General features: G+C 67.1%; 15 protein-coding genes. 12 read left to right on the forward strand and 3 right to left on the reverse strand.

The window, feature by feature from the left end; all coding sequences use genetic code 11:
* Positions 1 to 217: 217 nt before the first annotated feature.
* Together BT264_RS21575 and BT264_RS21580 are read left to right on the forward strand one after the other, a co-directional pair.
* Complete coding sequence (locus tag BT264_RS21575) at positions 218 to 673, forward strand: type II RES/Xre toxin-antitoxin system antitoxin (protein WP_031403156.1); 456 nt, start codon at positions 218 to 220, stop codon at positions 671 to 673.
* The gene (locus tag BT264_RS21580) at positions 670 to 1,149 is read left to right on the forward strand and encodes an RES family NAD+ phosphorylase (protein ID WP_072440331.1); all 480 of its coding nucleotides are present in this window, start codon (positions 670 to 672) and stop codon (positions 1,147 to 1,149) included. The genes BT264_RS21575 and BT264_RS21580 overlap by 4 nt, the downstream gene beginning before the upstream one ends.
* 33 nt (positions 1,150 to 1,182) lie before the next feature.
* Here BT264_RS21580 and BT264_RS21585 read toward each other — a convergent pair whose 3' ends face one another.
* Both BT264_RS21585 and BT264_RS40545 read right to left on the reverse strand, forming a co-directional pair.
* Positions 1,183 to 2,001: a site-specific integrase gene (locus tag BT264_RS21585; RefSeq protein ID WP_371287113.1), complete on the reverse strand. Its 819-nt coding sequence runs from the start codon at positions 1,999 to 2,001 to the stop codon at positions 1,183 to 1,185.
* Positions 1,974 to 2,453, reverse strand: a complete 480-nt coding sequence (locus BT264_RS40545) for a DUF2165 family protein (protein WP_072440327.1) — start codon at positions 2,451 to 2,453, stop codon at positions 1,974 to 1,976. Before BT264_RS40545 ends, BT264_RS21585 begins: the two co-directional genes overlap by 28 nt.
* 117 nt (positions 2,454 to 2,570) lie before the next feature.
* On the opposite strand from BT264_RS40545, the gene BT264_RS21595 reads away from it, so the two are divergent.
* The 10 genes from BT264_RS21595 (at position 2,571) to BT264_RS21630 (ending at position 13,699) form a co-directional block, all read left to right on the forward strand.
* On the forward strand, positions 2,571 to 4,556 hold the full coding sequence (locus tag BT264_RS21595) for a gamma-glutamyltransferase family protein (protein WP_072440325.1): 1,986 nt from the start codon (positions 2,571 to 2,573) through the stop codon (positions 4,554 to 4,556).
* A gap of 207 nt (positions 4,557 to 4,763) precedes the next feature.
* Entirely contained in the window at positions 4,764 to 5,003 is a 240-nt protein-coding gene (locus BT264_RS21600) for a hypothetical protein (RefSeq protein ID WP_256260688.1), read from the forward strand.
* A gap of 312 nt (positions 5,004 to 5,315) precedes the next feature.
* Positions 5,316 to 5,858, forward strand: a complete 543-nt coding sequence (locus tag BT264_RS21605; protein WP_072440636.1) for a hypothetical protein — start codon at positions 5,316 to 5,318, stop codon at positions 5,856 to 5,858.
* 379 nt (positions 5,859 to 6,237) lie between these two features.
* On the forward strand, positions 6,238 to 7,017 hold the full coding sequence (locus BT264_RS21610; RefSeq protein WP_072440322.1) for a hypothetical protein: 780 nt from the start codon (positions 6,238 to 6,240) through the stop codon (positions 7,015 to 7,017).
* A 233-nt stretch (positions 7,018 to 7,250) separates the two neighbouring features.
* A complete protein-coding gene (locus BT264_RS40075; RefSeq protein WP_256260689.1) occupies positions 7,251 to 7,382 on the forward strand; it encodes a hypothetical protein in 132 nt (43 codons plus the stop codon).
* A 79-nt stretch (positions 7,383 to 7,461) separates the two neighbouring features.
* Positions 7,462 to 7,578, forward strand: coding sequence for a CbrC family protein (locus tag BT264_RS40550; RefSeq protein ID WP_371287112.1), 117 nt, complete (start codon positions 7,462 to 7,464; stop codon positions 7,576 to 7,578).
* A 54-nt stretch (positions 7,579 to 7,632) separates the two neighbouring features.
* Positions 7,633 to 8,883, forward strand: coding sequence for a metallophosphoesterase family protein (locus tag BT264_RS21615; RefSeq protein WP_072440320.1), 1,251 nt, complete (start codon positions 7,633 to 7,635; stop codon positions 8,881 to 8,883).
* Positions 8,884 to 8,886: 3 nt separating this feature from the next.
* Entirely contained in the window at positions 8,887 to 12,357 is a 3,471-nt protein-coding gene (locus BT264_RS21620; protein WP_072440318.1) for an ATP-binding protein, read from the forward strand.
* Between the two features lie 121 nt (positions 12,358 to 12,478).
* The gene (locus tag BT264_RS21625; protein ID WP_034182569.1) at positions 12,479 to 13,003 is read left to right on the forward strand and encodes an HD domain-containing protein; all 525 of its coding nucleotides are present in this window, start codon (positions 12,479 to 12,481) and stop codon (positions 13,001 to 13,003) included.
* Between the two features lie 9 nt (positions 13,004 to 13,012).
* The gene (locus BT264_RS21630) at positions 13,013 to 13,699 is read left to right on the forward strand and encodes a DUF429 domain-containing protein (protein WP_072440316.1); all 687 of its coding nucleotides are present in this window, start codon (positions 13,013 to 13,015) and stop codon (positions 13,697 to 13,699) included.
* Between the two features lie 188 nt (positions 13,700 to 13,887).
* On the opposite strand, the gene BT264_RS21635 is transcribed toward BT264_RS21630, so the two are convergent.
* Positions 13,888 to 14,325 (reverse strand): ATPase, encoded by a 438-nt coding sequence (locus BT264_RS21635; RefSeq protein ID WP_072440314.1) that lies wholly within the window; start codon positions 14,323 to 14,325, stop codon positions 13,888 to 13,890.
* Between the last annotated feature and the right edge of the window lie 843 nt (positions 14,326 to 15,168).

Below are 15,168 nucleotides of genomic sequence, written 5' to 3' on the forward strand. Positions count from 1 at the left end.
AGATGTTTCTCTAACTTTATATACTGAATTACTGCATCGCCTCACCCAGGCGAATCTTCGATTCGCAATCGCCGGAATCTGCTGCCAGACAGCCGGCCACATCCGCTGGCTCCTTCGCCGACGCTTGACGGACAGGCCACCACGGCTCTCCCAACCCGCCCCCACAAGTCATCGGCAAAACGCCTATAATGATTGGGCAAATTGCCGGAGAGAGGTCATGAGCACCATCGCTTTTCATCCTTCGGGTGTCGCGCATCCGCGTCAGGCCGAATTCACGATTCTCGAGCAGCTACTGGCGATCCGTGTCCGATCGGGTGCCGATCTTGCCGAGCTGGCGAGCGCGCGTGTCGACGTCTCGGTGATCGACCGGCTGTCGGAGCGCGGGCTGAAATCGGACGAGCTGGCCTTCATCATCCCGCGCCGCACGCTGAGCCACCGTCGCCAGGCGCACGAACGCCTGTCGCCGGAGGAATCCGACAAGGCGATTCGCCTCGCGCGCATCGTCGCGCAGGCGACGGCTACGTTCGGCGACCAGGACAAGGCGATGGCGTGGCTGCGCAACGGGCTTCAGCGCTTCGGCGGCCGCACGTCGCTCGACATGGCGAGCACCGAGCATGGCGCGCGGCTCGTCGAAGAGGTCCTCACGCAGATCGACGAGGGGTACTTCGCTTGATGACGCTGTGGCGGATCAGCAATTACGCCGACCTGAAAGGCATCGGCGGGTTGCGCGCCGGCGGGCGCTGGCATTTTGCCGGACAGCCCGTCGTGTATCTCGCCGAGCATCCGGCACTCGCATTGCTCGAGACGCTCGTGCATTTCGAAATCGCCACCGTCGCGCAATTGCCGAGCGGATACCAGTTGCTTCGTATCGAGGTGCCGGAATCGGTGGACGTCGCCGAGATCGCGGAAGGCGACGCGCCGGACGAGTGGCAAACGAACGTCGACTGGACCCGCAGCGCCGGCACCGAGTGGCTGCATACGCAGCCGAGCGCGCTGTTGCGCGTCCCGAGTGTCGTCGTGCCGCACGCGCACAACTTCCTGCTGAATCCGCTGCATCCGGCCGCGCCCGAGATCCGCGTCGCGGAAGTCATGCAATCGCCGTACGACACCCGGATTCTGCGGCTGATCGAGTCGAAGCCGGGCGAATAGGAAAAAAGAACAGGGCCCGTGCCGTGAGCTGGTTCAACGCTCATGCGCGGCGCGATCCGCGGCCGCATCGGGCGGCAGCGTCTGCCGGATGCGCGTGATCGTTCGCGTACTGACGAGACCGAGCATGGCGCTGACATCGGCGTGCGTGTGGCCGGCGAGCAACTGGCGGCGCGCATACGTGTTGCGCAGCACGCGCGGGCTCATGTCCGCTGCGTGGAAGCCGATCGAGGTCAGCGCGTCGCGCACCACGAGCAGCAGAAACATGTCGTTCATCGCGCCACCGCCGCGCGGCGCGGGAAACAGCAGTACCGATGCCGGTGCGTCTGCCGAGCACGCACGCCATGCGGCGAGCGGCGCCAGCGCGAACGCGGCGAGTTCGATCCGGCGCGCCGGCCGCGCGCGATCGCGCGGCACGGACAGCGCCGGCGGCAGCGCGTCGAGATCGGGCGCGTCATGCGTCGTCGCGCGAATCTCGGCGGACGTGATGCCGCTCGCAAGCAGCAGCGCGACGATCGCGCGATTCCGGCAGTCGGCCGGCGTGTCGTCCGGTCGCGGCTGCACATGGCGCTGCAGCGCCGCGTCGGCGTCGGGCGGCAGGTAGCACGGCTCGGGCTCGCCGTCCGGCCACGCGAGATGGCGCGTCGTCCGGCCGGCCGGATGGATCGTCCGCACGCCGGTGTCGACCAGATGCCGGCCCAGCCGGTCGATCAGCTTCGCGTAACGCACGCGGGTCGAGGTGCCGGGCGCGCACGTGCGTTCGAGCTCCGTCAGGAAGGCTGCGACGTGGTCGGGCCCGAACGTGGCCAGCGACACGCGGTGCGCGATCAGATGGCGCAGGAACCGTTCGAACATCGCGACGTGCTGCACGACCGAGCGCGGCGCGAACGGCCGGCGGCCGGCGCCGGTCGCGGTGGTTTCCTGCCATGCGCGAAAGGCGCCGACGGGATCGTGAATCCAGCGATTCGTATCCATCCACGATTTATAGCCGGACGCGGTGACGCCGGCAATCGTCCCGATGTCCATTCCAATCCGGTCGGCCCGTGCAATGCAACCGGCGCATCAGTGCGCGGCACGCGTCTCGTCGATACCGTCGTCGCGCATCCGTTCCATTGCTTCGACATCCACATTCCGAACCATTCGCCACTGACCACGGCGGCAGGAATTGCCTGCGCGAGCGGCGTGGCCAGCGCGATTTCGACAACGCGCTGACGCGGGTCGAGGACCTGCGCGCGCCGATGCAGTGCAGCAAGCGAACCCTCAAGCCGGCGCGGTGGCGCTGCACATACAACGACCGGTCGCGTCATTTCCTTATTGCGGAAAAAAATTTGTTCGTGGGACTATCGAACGCATTGCCTGTGCACCGAGGGGGTCGCAGGCAGCGCGATGTCCATCGCAACGACCTAAAAGAACATCGACAGACAATGAACAGAACAGCGATTTTCCCGTATGCGTCCGCGTTGCTCGCGGCTGCCCTGCTGACGGCATGCGGCGGCGACGTCGAGAACGAAGCGGGGCGCACGCAGGCACCTTCGACCGATACGAGCTGCCTCGCGGTCGACAACAGCGGCGCGACGGTTGTGGTGGGCTCGAACCAGCCGGGTGATCCGTCGCTGCCGGAAGCGTCGTCGGGTTATCGCACCGGGATGAAGCCCGTCTATGCGAAGACCTACCTGGTGGCGACGTCGAACGCTTACGCGAGCGCGGCCGGCTGCGCGGTGCTGAAGAAAGGCGGCACGGCCGCCGACGCGGCGGTCGCCGTGCAGGCCGTGCTCGGCCTGACGGTGCCGGAGGCGACGGGCCTCGGGTCGGGCGGCGTGCTGCTCTATTACGATGCGCGCGGCAAGACGCTGCAGGCGTACGACGGCCGGGAAACCGCTCCGGCCGCCGCGACGGAGAACTACCTGCGCTACGTCGACGACACGACCGACCATTCGGCGCCGCTGCCGAACGCGCGCGCCAGCGGCCGCTCGATCGGCACGATCGGTGTGCCGCGGCTCATCGAGACACTGCAGCAGGATCACGGCCGGTTGCCGTGGCAGAACCTGTTCGGCGATGCGATCACGCTCGCGACCAACGGCTTCCCGATCGGCGGCCGGCTCGCCGACGCGATCGCGGCAAACGCCGCGAACCTGAAGCGCGACCCCGAGGCCGCCGCGTATTTCCTGAATGCCGATGGCTCGCCGAAGACGCTCGGCACCGTACTGAAGAACCCCGCGTACGCGCACACGCTGACGCTGATGGCGCAGTCGGGTGCGAATGCGCTGTACACCGGGCAGATCGCGCAGGACATCGTCGCGAAGATCGCAACGACGAAGGGCGCGGACGGCTCGACGCTCACGCCGGGCAAGACGACCGTCGCGGATCTGGCCGCGTATCAGGCGAAGCGCCGCGAACCCGTATGCACGACCTATCGCAGCTACTGGGTGTGCGGGATGCCGCCGCCGTCGTCAGGCGGCATCGCGGTCGCCGCGGCGCTCGGCATTCTCGAGAACTTCGACCTGAAGTCGCTGAAGCCGACGGCGATCGATCTCGAGGGCGGCAAGCCGACCGTCGCGGGTGTGCACCTCGTCACCGAGGCCGAACGGCTCGCGTATGCCGACCGCGACAAGTACGTGGCCGATACGGATTTCGTGCCGCTGCCGGGCGGCACGTGGGACACGCTGCTGAACAAGCCGTACCTGAAATCGCGAGCGGCGCTGATCGACACGACCAAGAGCATGGGCACCGCACAGCCCGGCAATTTCGGCGCGGTGCCGCTCGGCGTCGACACGACGCTGATCGAGCACGGCACGAACCAGTTCACGATCGTCGACGGCGACGGCAACGTGCTGAGCGCGACGACGACGGTCGAGTCGAGCATGGGCTCGTTCCACATGACCAACGGTTTCCTGCTGAACAATCAGTTGACCGACTTTTCCGCGAACCCGGTCGACAGCGCCGGCAATCCGGTGGCCAACCGCCTGCAGCCGGGCAAGCGGCCGCGCAGCTCGATGGCGCCGACGATCGTGTTCGGTCAGGCCGCCGACGGCTCGCGCGGCGATTTCGTGATGGCGACCGGTTCGCCGGGCGGCGGTACGATTCCGCAATACGTGGTCAAGACGCTGGTCGGCGCGCTCGACTGGGGGCTCGATGCGCAGCAGTCCGCGGGCCTCGTCGATTTCGGCGCGAGCAACAGCCCGACGACCACGATCGGTGGCGAGCATCCAAACGTCAACGCGGCGAACAACGGTGCGAACGATCCGCTGATCACGGGGCTGCTCGCGCTCGGGCACAAGGTGTCGACGTCCGCGCAGGCGAGCGGCGTCAACACCGTAATGCGCGTGACGGTCGGCCAGTCGCCCGCGTTGCAGGGCGGCACCGATCCGCGTCGCGAAGGCGTCGTGCTCGGCGATACGTTCCGGCCGTAACCGGGCGGAACGCGCACGGCCCCGATCTGCCTGTATCTGCCGACAGGCGATCGGGGTCGCGTTTCTTCAAGGGGCTGCGATGACGCATGCACGTCTGCTTGAAATGGACGCAGTCCTGTCGGTGCCAGGCGTTTCGATTTCCTCGGCGGTGTCGATTGCGACAGCGCGCTGGACAGTCGCGATGCCGAGCCGTTCGATGCGCAGTGGATGGCGGCATTCGATGCGATCGACGACGATCCGGGTACGGCGATCGACAGGCCGGCAGTAGACGCATTGCGGGAAAAGGCATTCAAGCTCGCCTTCGGCGCATCGGACAACGCCGGAGCGGCGGCGTGCGTGTCCGACGATATCGAATCGATCGCGAGGCGCCGGTTGTCGCGCCGCACCGAGGTCCGGTCGACACACATACTTTGGAATGCCTATAAAAACGGCTGGTTCCCCTGCTAGCCGTTTCACGTTCGTGGTTTCCCGATGCGCGGCGATCGGGGGAAGCGTGATCGCGGAGCGACCCGTGCCGGATGCCGTCGGGTTCGCGCCTGCTCGTCGGCAAGTACGCCGTCTTTCCCATCTCAAGCCCCCGATTGTCAAACAGTGTGAGTCAATCGTCAGCATTTGCAACTGAAGTAACAGTCCCCGCAAATCAATCGTTTTGCGCGTCGGCGCCGCTACATTAGCTCCACCTGCCGCACGTCGCGGCGAGGCATGCGACAAGCCGCACGAACGCGGCCCGCAGCAACAACGTCCTTGGGGAGAATGACCATGAACAAGATTCGTACGCTTCTGCTGGGTGCCGCTCTGACGGCGATGGCGACGTCGGCTGCTTTCGCACAGACGGCCCAGACCGGCGCAGAGGGTTCCGCAGGCGTCGGCGCACAGGTCCAGACGCCGCTGCTCGGCGGCGGCGTGGGCGTGCAGGCAGGTGCCGGCGCGAATGCGGCAGGCTCGGGTTCGGGCGCAGGCAACCTCGTCGGCGGTGCGCTGAACGGCGTCGGCAAGACGGTCGGCGGCGTTGGCGCGGCAGCCGGCAATGCGGTGGGCGGCGCGACCCAGGCGGTGGGTTCGGCAGCGGGTACGGCGAAGGATGCCGCGGCCTCGGCCGTACACTCGACGAAGTCGCACGTGAAGCACGTCGCAGGCACCGCAAAGAGCCACGCGCAAGGCGCGGTGTCGACGGCAGGCGATGTTGCGGGCGGCGCGAAGGCGAAGGCCGGCGAAGCGCTCGAAGGCGCGACGAATTCGGTGCAGGGCGGCGCATCGGTCGGCGTGAAGGGTTCGGCTTCGGCACAAGGCGGCGCGCTGTAAGCAACACGCATCCAATCACGGCCCGGTCCGCTTCGAAGCGGGCCGGGCCGCTTTTTTTATCGGCGCACACGGCACGCCGTTCGACGTTCCTCGCAATACGGCGATGCATCGGCGTTCGCCGCGAATCCGGCGGCGCGATGGGCACGCGCGCTACCGGATGCCCCGGGCACGAGCCCGCGACAGGCGACGCGCGCGGCCCCTGCCCATTGCCCGGCCGCCATGCTTAAATAGCGGGGCTCTCCCGGTTGCCGGGCCGCCGCGATGGCAGCGCCGGCCGACGCGGGCAAGCATGTCCGATCGACATCGTGACGACAGACGACACCAAAACGCCGTTCCGGCCAGCCCGGCGCGGCCCGATAACATTCCGAGGCATCACGTCATGACCATCCTGTTCCGTCTTCTCGCGCTCGCCTGCGCGCTCTGGCTGGCGGCCTGCGCAGCGCCGCCCCCGCCGTCAGGCAGTATCGGCGCGTCTGCGGCTTCACCGCTGGTTCCGGACGCCAGCGAACGCCGCGGGCTCGGCACCGCGTGGGGCGAGTCGGTGCGATCCGAAACCCGCAATGTCGAATTCGAACGCGCGGATCCGGCGAAGCCGACGGATCTCGCGTCGGTCTACTACAACGACGCGCTGCCCGGACATCTTCCCGCATCCCAGGTGCGCCGGCTGCCGACCCGCGTCGCGCTCGCGAACGGCGACATCGCGCTGTCGTTTACGGACGAGAAGGGCGCGCCGCTGCGCCTCGCGCGCAGCAACGGCCGCTGGCACATGGTGGGTGTCGAGGGTTCGCGCTACATGATCGTGCTGCGCAACCAGGGGCGCCGCACGTTCGAAGTCGTGTCGACGGTCGACGGGCTCGACGTGCTGTCGGGGCGGCCGGGCAGCTATACGAACGGCGGTTACGTGCTGTATCCGGGCCGCACGCTGACGATCGAGGGCTTCCGCAAGAGCCGCGACGAAGTCGCCGCGTTCCGCTTCGCGGCGGTACCTGACAGCTATGTCGCGAACTCGAAGTACGGCGATGCCGCGAACGTCGGCGTGATCGGCGTCGCGCTGTTCGCGCAGAAGGAGAACGATGAGGAAGCGCTGCGCCGCAACGCGAATCCGTTCCCCGGCAACGACAACGGCTTTGCGCCGCCGCCGGTGCCGCGCGGCGAGTGACGGCATGCAGCGGATCGCGCCGCGTTCGTCTCGACGAACGACGCACGCGGCGCGATCCGGAAACGGTAATGCCCGGGTGGCACGCCGGCGCATACGACGAACCCCGCGGCGATCCCGCGCGATCCATGCGAATACGAAACCGCCGGACGATATCGGTTGCATTGAAGACAGCGGTGCTGGCGCTGCCGGTTTCCGAACGCCGACGCCCGAATCGGTGCGTCCCGCCAACGGCCATGCGATCGAATGGGCGCGACGCACCGGGCGGCAGCGACATCCGGTGGAAATATCTCGCGCACGACGGCGCAACGCATCGCGTCTATCGTTTCGTGAGCGGCACGTTTGCCGAAGTCGAGATTCCGCGGTAAGACAGTCGCGCCACGGCACAATGGCTGTTCGAATTCGCATCGCGTGCTTTCTCCACCATCCGGACCGACGAAGAACCCCATGTCGTTACCCGCTTTCAGGTACCATCCCGACCCGCTGGCAACCGGCAGCGTGATCCGGTCGGACGCGCGGGGCGTGTGCTGCGGCGATGCGTGCGGCTACCAGGATTGCGATTGACGGCCGGGCCTGCGCGAGCGGCGCCGCCCTTCGTCATGAAACAGAGGAATCTTCGTGAAGTTCATCCACGCGGCAGACATTCACCTTGACAGCCCGTTGCACGGCCTGAGCGCGTATCCCGACGCGCCGGCCGCGCAGTTGCGCAACGCGTCGCGCGAGGCGTTGCGGCAACTCGTGGATCGCGCGATCGAAGAGGAAGTGGCGTTCCTCGTGATCGCCGGCGATCTGTACGACGGCGACTGGAAGGATCACAACACGGGCATCTTCTTCGGCCAGCAGATGGGGCGCCTGCGCAAGGCCGGCATTCGCGCATTCGTCCTCGGCGGCAACCACGATGCCGAAAGCGAGATGACGAAGAAGCTGACGCTGCCCGACAACGTCACCGTGTTCGGCCACCGCAAGCCCGAAACCCACAAGCTGCCGGAATTCGATGTCGCGCTGCACGGGCAGAGCTTCAAGGACAAGGCCGTCGTCGACAATCTCGCGATCGGTTATCCGGACCCGGTGCCCGGGTACTACAACATCGGCGTGCTGCACACGGCGCTCGAAGGTTATGCGGCGCACGCGAACTATGCGCCGTGCACGCTGGCCGAACTGCACGCAAAGGGCTACGACTACTGGGCGCTCGGACACGTGCACGAATTCCAGCAATGGACGGGGCCGTCCACCGTCGTGTTTCCGGGCAACCTGCAGGGGCGCCATATCCGCGAGACGGGGCGGCGCGGCGCGGTGCTCGTGACGGTCGAGCAAGGCCGCACGCAGGTCGAGCGCCTGTATCTCGACGTGCTTCGTTGGGAAGCCGTGTCGGTCGACGCATCCGATTGCTTCACGGTCGCCGACCTGTCGAGAAAGATCGGCCAGTCGCTGGAGGCGCTGCTGACCGTCGACGGCCACGTGCCGCGCGCGGTGCGCGTGACGGTCACGGGGCGCACGCCCGCGCATGGGCTCTTTTTCGGCCGCGCGCCGCAGTTGCGTGCGGAGGTGCTGAACCAGATCGGCATCATCGGCAACGAGCGGCTGTGGCTGGAGAAGGTCCGGCTCGCGACGTCCGCTGCCGATCATCAGCAGGGCGAGAGCGAGCAGCTTGAAGCGCTGGAGGATTTGAAGCAGATCCTGGCCGAAGCCGCGCACGATCCGGATTTCCTCGCGCTGCTCGAACGCGACCTGAAGCCGTTCGTCGGCAAGGTCCGCAGCGACGTGAAGGAGGAAGTGCCGTTGTTGACGATGGCGCGCGCGGGCGAGCTCACGGCGCTGGTCGAGCAGGTCGGTCCCGCGTTGCTCGCGCGGCTGGCAAGGGGGGAGTAAGCGATGCGCATCAGCCAGCTCGATCTGATCAAGTACGGCAAATTCACCGACGAAACACTGCGGTTCCCGTCGGCCGGCGAGGATTTTCATGTGATCGTGGGGCCGAACGAGGCCGGCAAGTCGACGATCCGCACGGCCGTGTCCGAGTTGCTGTTCGGGATGAAGCTGCAGACGCCGCTCGATTTCCTGCACAGCACGCCTGAATTGCGGATCGGCGGCGTGCTCGAGAACGGAACGGGCGAGTTCGCGTTCCACCGTGCGCGCGGACGCAGTCCGTTGCGCACGCCTGCCGACGACAAACTTCCCGACGACTATCTGGCCGCCATCCTCGACGGCGCGACGCGCGAATTCTTCGAGCAGATGTTCGGGCTCGATCACGGGCGGCTGGTCGACGGCGGCCGCAGCATTCTCGACGCGTCCGACAAGCTCGGCCAGGTGCTGTTCGAATCGGCCGCCGGTGTTGGCAGTCTCGGGCCGGTGCGCGAGGAACTCGACGCGCGTTCGGTCGAACTTTGGGCACCGCGCCGCAGCGGCAGCGCGTTTGCGCTGGCAGAAACATCGTTCAACGAAGCTGTGACCGAACTGAAGACGGTCCAGGTGCGCACGCGCGACTGGGTCGATCGCAAGGACGCGCGCGAGGCGGTCGAACAGCAGATCGAGCACGCGCGAGTGGAGCAGCGCCGGCTCGAATCGCTGCGCTCGAAGCTCGAGCGCGTTCGGCGGTTGGCGCCGTACCTGAAGGAGCTGACGGTCAAGGATGCGGCGCTGGCAGAACTGGGCGCGGTCGTCGAGTTGCCGCCGACCGCGTATGCGGACCTGCTGAAGGCACAGGGCGATCTCGCGGCCGAACAGAAGGTGCTCGAAGAACGGCGTGCCGACCTGCTTGCGAAACGGCAGGCGCGCGATGCGATCGATGCCGACGCCGACACGCTGGCGCTCGAAGCCGACATCGAAGCGCTCGATCGGCTGCGCGGTGCCTGCATGAATCACGCGCAGGATCTGTTGCTGCTCGGCGCCGACGTCGAGCGGCACCTGTCCGCCGCGTTTTCGGCCGCCGCGCAGCTCGACTGGCCGACGGACGAAGCGACGCTGCGCGCGTCGCTGCCGACGGCGCTGTCGCTGAAGACCGTCGCGAACCTGCTGCGCGAACACGGCGCGCTGCACCAGGCGCTCGCCGGCGCGCGCGAATCGCTCGACGAACGCACGCGCGAGCTTGCGCAGGTGCAGGAGCAACGGGCGCGCCTGTCGACCGCCGACGTGCCGGAAGCGCTGCGCGCGGCGCTCGCCGATGCGCAAGGTTTTCGCAACAGCGGCCAGCGCGAACAGGCGCTCGAACACGAAATCGCCGCCGCCGGGCGCACGCTGTCCGGCGCGCTCGATGCGCTTGGCCAGTGGCGCATGCCGGTCGACACGCTGCGCGCGCTCGACGTGCCGTCGGCGGCGCGGCTCGGCGCGCTGCTCAAGGAGGACAGTGAGCGCGCCAGCGCGGCCGCTGCCGCGCGCGACGCGCGGGACGGCGCGCTCGAAGAGCTCGAGCGGCTCGAACTGCAGGAGAAGCATTTCGCGGAGAACCACAAGGTCGTCACGACCGCCGACGTGCTGGCGGCGCGCGCACGACGCGACGGCGCATGGGGCGACATCCGCAGCGGCGCCGTCGATCTGGCAACGGGCGCACCGGCGGTCGACGACGCGATTCGCCTGGCCGACGAACTCGTCGATGCGCAGCTCGGCGCCACGCAGGCGGCGGCGACGCTGCAGTCGCTGCGTCAGCAGGTCGAATCCGCGCGTGCCGGTGTGGCGCGCAGGCAGGCTGCGTCGGACGAACGCGAGCGCGAGTTGGCCGCGCATCGCGACGCATGGGCCGAGCTCGCGATGACGGCCGCGGTGCCCGGCATGCCGCTGGCGGCGATGGGCGACTGGCTCGCAAAGCGCGATACGGTGTTCGCGGCGCAGGCCGATCTCGATCGTCAGCGCCGCGAATTCGACACGATTCGCGCGGCGCGCGTGGGTGCCGAAGCCGCGTTGCGTTTGGCGCTGCATACGGTGTCGCGAGGCAGCGAGACGGACGGACTGGCGGCACTCGTCGCCATCGCGGAGACGTTCGTGCAGTCGGCCGAGAAAGCGATCGCGCAGAAGGACGGCCTCGACGACCGCGCGCGGGAAGCCGAACGCGGTTGCGCAACGGCGCAGTCGCGAGTCGGCCATGCGCAAGCAGCCTACGATGCGTGGCACGCGCAATGGCGCGACGCGCTGGCCGACGCGAAACTTTCCGCGAGCGCGGTGACGCTGGCAGCGGCAGAAGGCGCGCTCGGGCTTGCGAATGTGGTGACGGCCGAACTGGCCGATGCGGATGCGCCGCGCAACCGGATCGCTGCGATCCGCGCCGAGCTGGCCGCGCTCGAGGCCGGCGCGCGGCGGCTTGCCGAAGCGCTCGCGCCGGAATGGCTGGCGAGCGGCGACTGGCTGGACGTTGCACGCAGGCTGGCGATGCGTCTCGCGGCCGCAAAGGAAATCGCGCGCGCGATCGAGCGTGCCGACGAAGCCGTGCGGCAGGCCGACGGCAAGGTCACGGATGCGGCCGCCGCGGTGGCGGGCGCCGATGCACGTATCCAGCCGCTGCTTCAATTGGCCGGCGTGGCGTCGATCGACGCGGCGCTGCCGCTGGCCGAACGCTCGGATCGACAGCGCCAGCTTCGGCAGGCGGTCGATGCCGCGCACGAGGCGCTGGTGCGCGACGGCGACGGGCTGTCCCGTTCGACCGTCGAGGCTGAGGTTGCGGAACAGGACATCGCCGACGTGCCGGCGCGTCTGGAGGCTGTGAAGCAGTCGCTGGGCGATGTCGGCAAGCGGTTGAACGAGCTCGCGCAGCAGCAGGTCGTGGCCGACCAGGCGTTCGGCGCGATCGACGGCCAGGCGAACGCGGCCGTCGCCGAATCGAAGCGGCAGGAAGCGCTCGCGGCGATGGGCGACGCGGCCGAACAGTATCTGGAGGCGGCCACCGCAAGCCGCTTGCTGAAGTGGGCGACGGATCGCTATCGCGACCAGAAGCAGGGGCCGATGCTCAGGCGGGCGGGCGAAATCTTCGCCGGGCTCACGCTGGGCGAGTTCGCGAAGCTCACCGTCGATACCGAACGGACGCCGCCCGCGCTGTATGCACGGCGGATAAAGGGGGCGTCGGTCGAGGTCGCAGGATTGAGCGAAGGGACGCGCGATCAGCTGTTCCTCGCGCTGCGAATCGCGGCGCTGGAGCTGCAGCTTGGTAGCAGGACCGCGCTGCCGTTCGTTGCCGACGACTTGTTCATCAACTTCGACGACGCGCGCGCGAAGGCCGGGCTCGACGCGCTGCGCGATCTGTCGACGCGAACCCAGGTGCTGTTCCTGACGCACCACGATCACCTGCTGCCGCTCGTGAAGGACGTATTCGGCGCGCGGGTCAACGTGGTCGAGCTGCAGCGCGCGCCGGCCGGCGCGTGATGCGGGGCGCGCAGGGATGCCGGCACACGGGAAGGGTCATCGCGTACAGGTAGTATGTGCGGTTCCGAAATGCACGCGACCGGTTCTGCCGGTCGCGGGACTGGCCACACGAGGGGGGAACATGAAAAAGCTGGTAGCCGCGATCGCGTTCGCGGCGGACAAGCATCGCAATCAACGGCGCAAGGACGAAGAAGCGTCGCCGTACATCAATCATCCGATCGCGCTCGCCGACGTGCTGGCCAACGAAGCCGGCGTCGAGGACGAACGCGTGATCGTCGCGGCCGTGCTGCACGACACGGTCGAGGATACGGAGACGACCGAGCAGGAACTGCTGCGGCTGTTCGGCAAGGACGTGGCGGACATCGTGATGGAAGTCACGGACGACAAGTCGCTGCCGAAGGACGAGCGCAAGCGCCTGCAGGTCGAGCATGCGGCGACCATCAGCCGGCGCGCGAAGCTCGTCAAGCTGGCCGACAAGATCTGCAACCTGCGTGACATCGCGCGGCATCCGCCTGCGGACTGGCCGCTCGAGCGCAAGCAGGCGTACTTCGACTGGGCGAAGTCGGTTGTCGATCCGATGCGCGGCGTGCATCCCGGTCTCGAGGCGATCTTCGACGCCGCGTACGGCGCACGGCCCGCGGACTGAGGCGCCCGCATGCGTTCGGCCCGATCCGTCGGATCCGTCGCACGGCAACCGGCTGCCGTGGCGGGTGTCGACGTCGGGGGCGACAGGAAGCTGTGCGATCTCGTGATCCTGCGCGGGTCGACGGTTGTCTGCCGCGAACGGCGGATCGCGCCCGAGGCGTTGCCTGCGCTGTGCCTCGCCCATGACGTCGTGGCCGTTGGCGTCGACGCGCCGAGCCTGTGGTGGGCGGGAAGCGGGCGCCGGGCGGCCGAACAGGCGCTCGCGCGCGAACGGATCTCGTGCTTTCCGACGCCGTCGCGGGAGCAGGCGGTCGCAAGCACGTCGGGCTTCTTCGACTGGATGTTCATCGGAGAGCGTGTCTACCGCTCGCTCGCGGATGCGTATCCGTTGCTGACCGGCGCGCACTATGCGGGCGGGCGCGCGAGCTTCGAAACCTATCCGTACGCGATTACCTGCGCGATGCTGGGCAAGGCGGTTGCGTCGGCAAAGCAGAAGCGCAACCAGCGCCGGCAATTGCTGGCGCGTCTGGGGATCGACGTGTCGACGCTGCTATCCGTCGATGCGCGGGACGCGACCCTGTGCGCGCTGACGGCGCAATACGTCATCGATGGAAGCGCGCATGCGTATGGCGATGCAGAGGGGGGGTATATCCGTGTGCCGATCGTGAGCGAGACGATTGTGCTCGACTCACTGTAGATGCGACGCGCGACCCCGGGCGGGCGCAGATCGCAGGATTGTCGTTGCGGCAAGGTGAGCTTTTGCGGGAGGTGTGCGGCTGGCCTGACGACGAAGGTGTCAGGCAGCGATTGTCTGTCGGCACGCATCGGGATTGCGGGTGCACACGACATGACGCCGGTGCGCCGCGCGATCCCGAGCGGCACTGCTCAATCCTCGAGGATGGATTTCGGCACGCTGGACAGATCGCAGGCTTGCGCCTGTTCGAAGTAGCCTTCCGCATCGTCGATCATCACGACCGCGACGTCGATCAGTTCGTCGAGCCGTTGCAGCAGCGATTCACGCCACTCGATGTCTTCGTCGCGCTCGGGTGTCTTGTCCATCTGCTCGATGATCGAGTCGGCCGTCTGCAGGAAAGGAATCGCTTGCTGATAGTTTTCGATCGAAACCAGCGCCGCATTGCGTGCGCCGATGAGCCGTTCGCGATGCTCGTCCGCGAGTTCGGATTCGCCGCTGATCCGCGGCAATACATCCGAGATGCGTTGCAGAAGCGGCGGGGCCTGTTCTTCGAGCAGGATGGCGCGTTCGCGCAGCGCTGCATATTCGTCGCGAAGATCGGCGTCGCCGGGTTGAGTGGTGCTATCCATCGTCGATGTGAGTACGTGGTTCGGTCGGGGCATGATACTCGACTGCGCGAGCCCCCTTGTCCGATCCTCAGGACAGGGTTGCGAAACCCATGAAGGCACGAACGCGCGACGTTGCAGCTGGGCGGCGCGACGTTGCAGCTGGGCGGCGCGGCGTTGCGTTCCAGCGGCCCGTTGATTGGCGGGGATGCGAATCCGGAGCGCGCCTGGGACGGCATGCCGTCGGCCTCGTATATATATGAGGAAAGAGAGGCTTGCCCGGTATCTATGGCGGGTGGTTCGCGTTGCGATGCACTTGGCCCGTCGAGCCCCAAGCCGCCGTGCGCGATAGCGCACGGCGGCTTTTTCAAAATAATTTCACGAAGGGGCTTGCGCGAAGGGTGCGGGGTGCATAGAATCACGCCTCTTTCGCGCTAACGGCAACGCGGCGCGGGGGAGGGGAAGCGAAGTCGGTGGTGTGCAGCAGGTTGGGCGCACGGCTGGCGCAGGAAGATGAACCCCTCGGTCGCAACGAAGCAGTTAAAAAGTTGTTGACGAGCTGCGAAACACGGTTCATAATCTCGCTTCTCTGCTGCTGAAAACGCAGCGCTGCTGAGAAGCACGAAGTTTCTCGCAGAAATGCTCTTTAAAAATTAACAGCCGATAAGTGTGGGCGCTTGATGAAAGCGAGCTGATCTTCGGATCAGAAAGCAAAAGTATCAAGAGTCTCACACTAAAGTAAGTCAGGTTTATGAAGTGATTCATATTCCTGTCAGCTTTGAGTGAGCGACCGGTTCTTAACTGAACCGAAAACAGTAACAGGTTTAAACTGAAGAGTTTGATCCTGGCTCAGATTGAACGCTGGCG

It is taken from the genome of Burkholderia sp. NFPP32, from assembly GCF_900119325.1.
GTDB lineage: Bacteria > Pseudomonadota > Gammaproteobacteria > Burkholderiales > Burkholderiaceae > Burkholderia > Burkholderia pyrrocinia_C.

What these genes read in the sequence shown, in the direction of transcription:
- BT264_RS21575 (WP_031403156.1), top strand. Translation starts at nt 218, where the DNA reads ATGAGCACCATCGCTTTTCATCCTTCGGGTGTCGCGCATCCGCGTCAG.
- BT264_RS21585 (WP_371287113.1), bottom strand. Translation starts at nt 2,001, where the DNA reads ATGTTCGAACGGTTCCTGCGCCATCTGATCGCGCACCGCGTGTCGCTG.
- BT264_RS40545 (WP_072440327.1), bottom strand. Translation starts at nt 2,453, where the DNA reads ATGACGCGACCGGTCGTTGTATGTGCAGCGCCACCGCGCCGGCTTGAG.
- BT264_RS21595 (WP_072440325.1), top strand. Translation starts at nt 2,571, where the DNA reads ATGAACAGAACAGCGATTTTCCCGTATGCGTCCGCGTTGCTCGCGGCT.
- BT264_RS21600 (WP_256260688.1), top strand. Translation starts at nt 4,764, where the DNA reads ATGGCGGCATTCGATGCGATCGACGACGATCCGGGTACGGCGATCGAC.
- BT264_RS21605 (WP_072440636.1), top strand. Translation starts at nt 5,316, where the DNA reads ATGAACAAGATTCGTACGCTTCTGCTGGGTGCCGCTCTGACGGCGATG.
- BT264_RS21610 (WP_072440322.1), top strand. Translation starts at nt 6,238, where the DNA reads ATGACCATCCTGTTCCGTCTTCTCGCGCTCGCCTGCGCGCTCTGGCTG.
- BT264_RS40075 (WP_256260689.1), top strand. Translation starts at nt 7,251, where the DNA reads ATGCGATCGAATGGGCGCGACGCACCGGGCGGCAGCGACATCCGGTGG.
- BT264_RS40550 (WP_371287112.1), top strand. Translation starts at nt 7,462, where the DNA reads ATGTCGTTACCCGCTTTCAGGTACCATCCCGACCCGCTGGCAACCGGC.
- BT264_RS21620 (WP_072440318.1), top strand. Translation starts at nt 8,887, where the DNA reads ATGCGCATCAGCCAGCTCGATCTGATCAAGTACGGCAAATTCACCGAC.
- BT264_RS21625 (WP_034182569.1), top strand. Translation starts at nt 12,479, where the DNA reads ATGAAAAAGCTGGTAGCCGCGATCGCGTTCGCGGCGGACAAGCATCGC.
- BT264_RS21630 (WP_072440316.1), top strand. Translation starts at nt 13,013, where the DNA reads ATGCGTTCGGCCCGATCCGTCGGATCCGTCGCACGGCAACCGGCTGCC.
- BT264_RS21635 (WP_072440314.1), bottom strand. Translation starts at nt 14,325, where the DNA reads ATGGATAGCACCACTCAACCCGGCGACGCCGATCTTCGCGACGAATAT.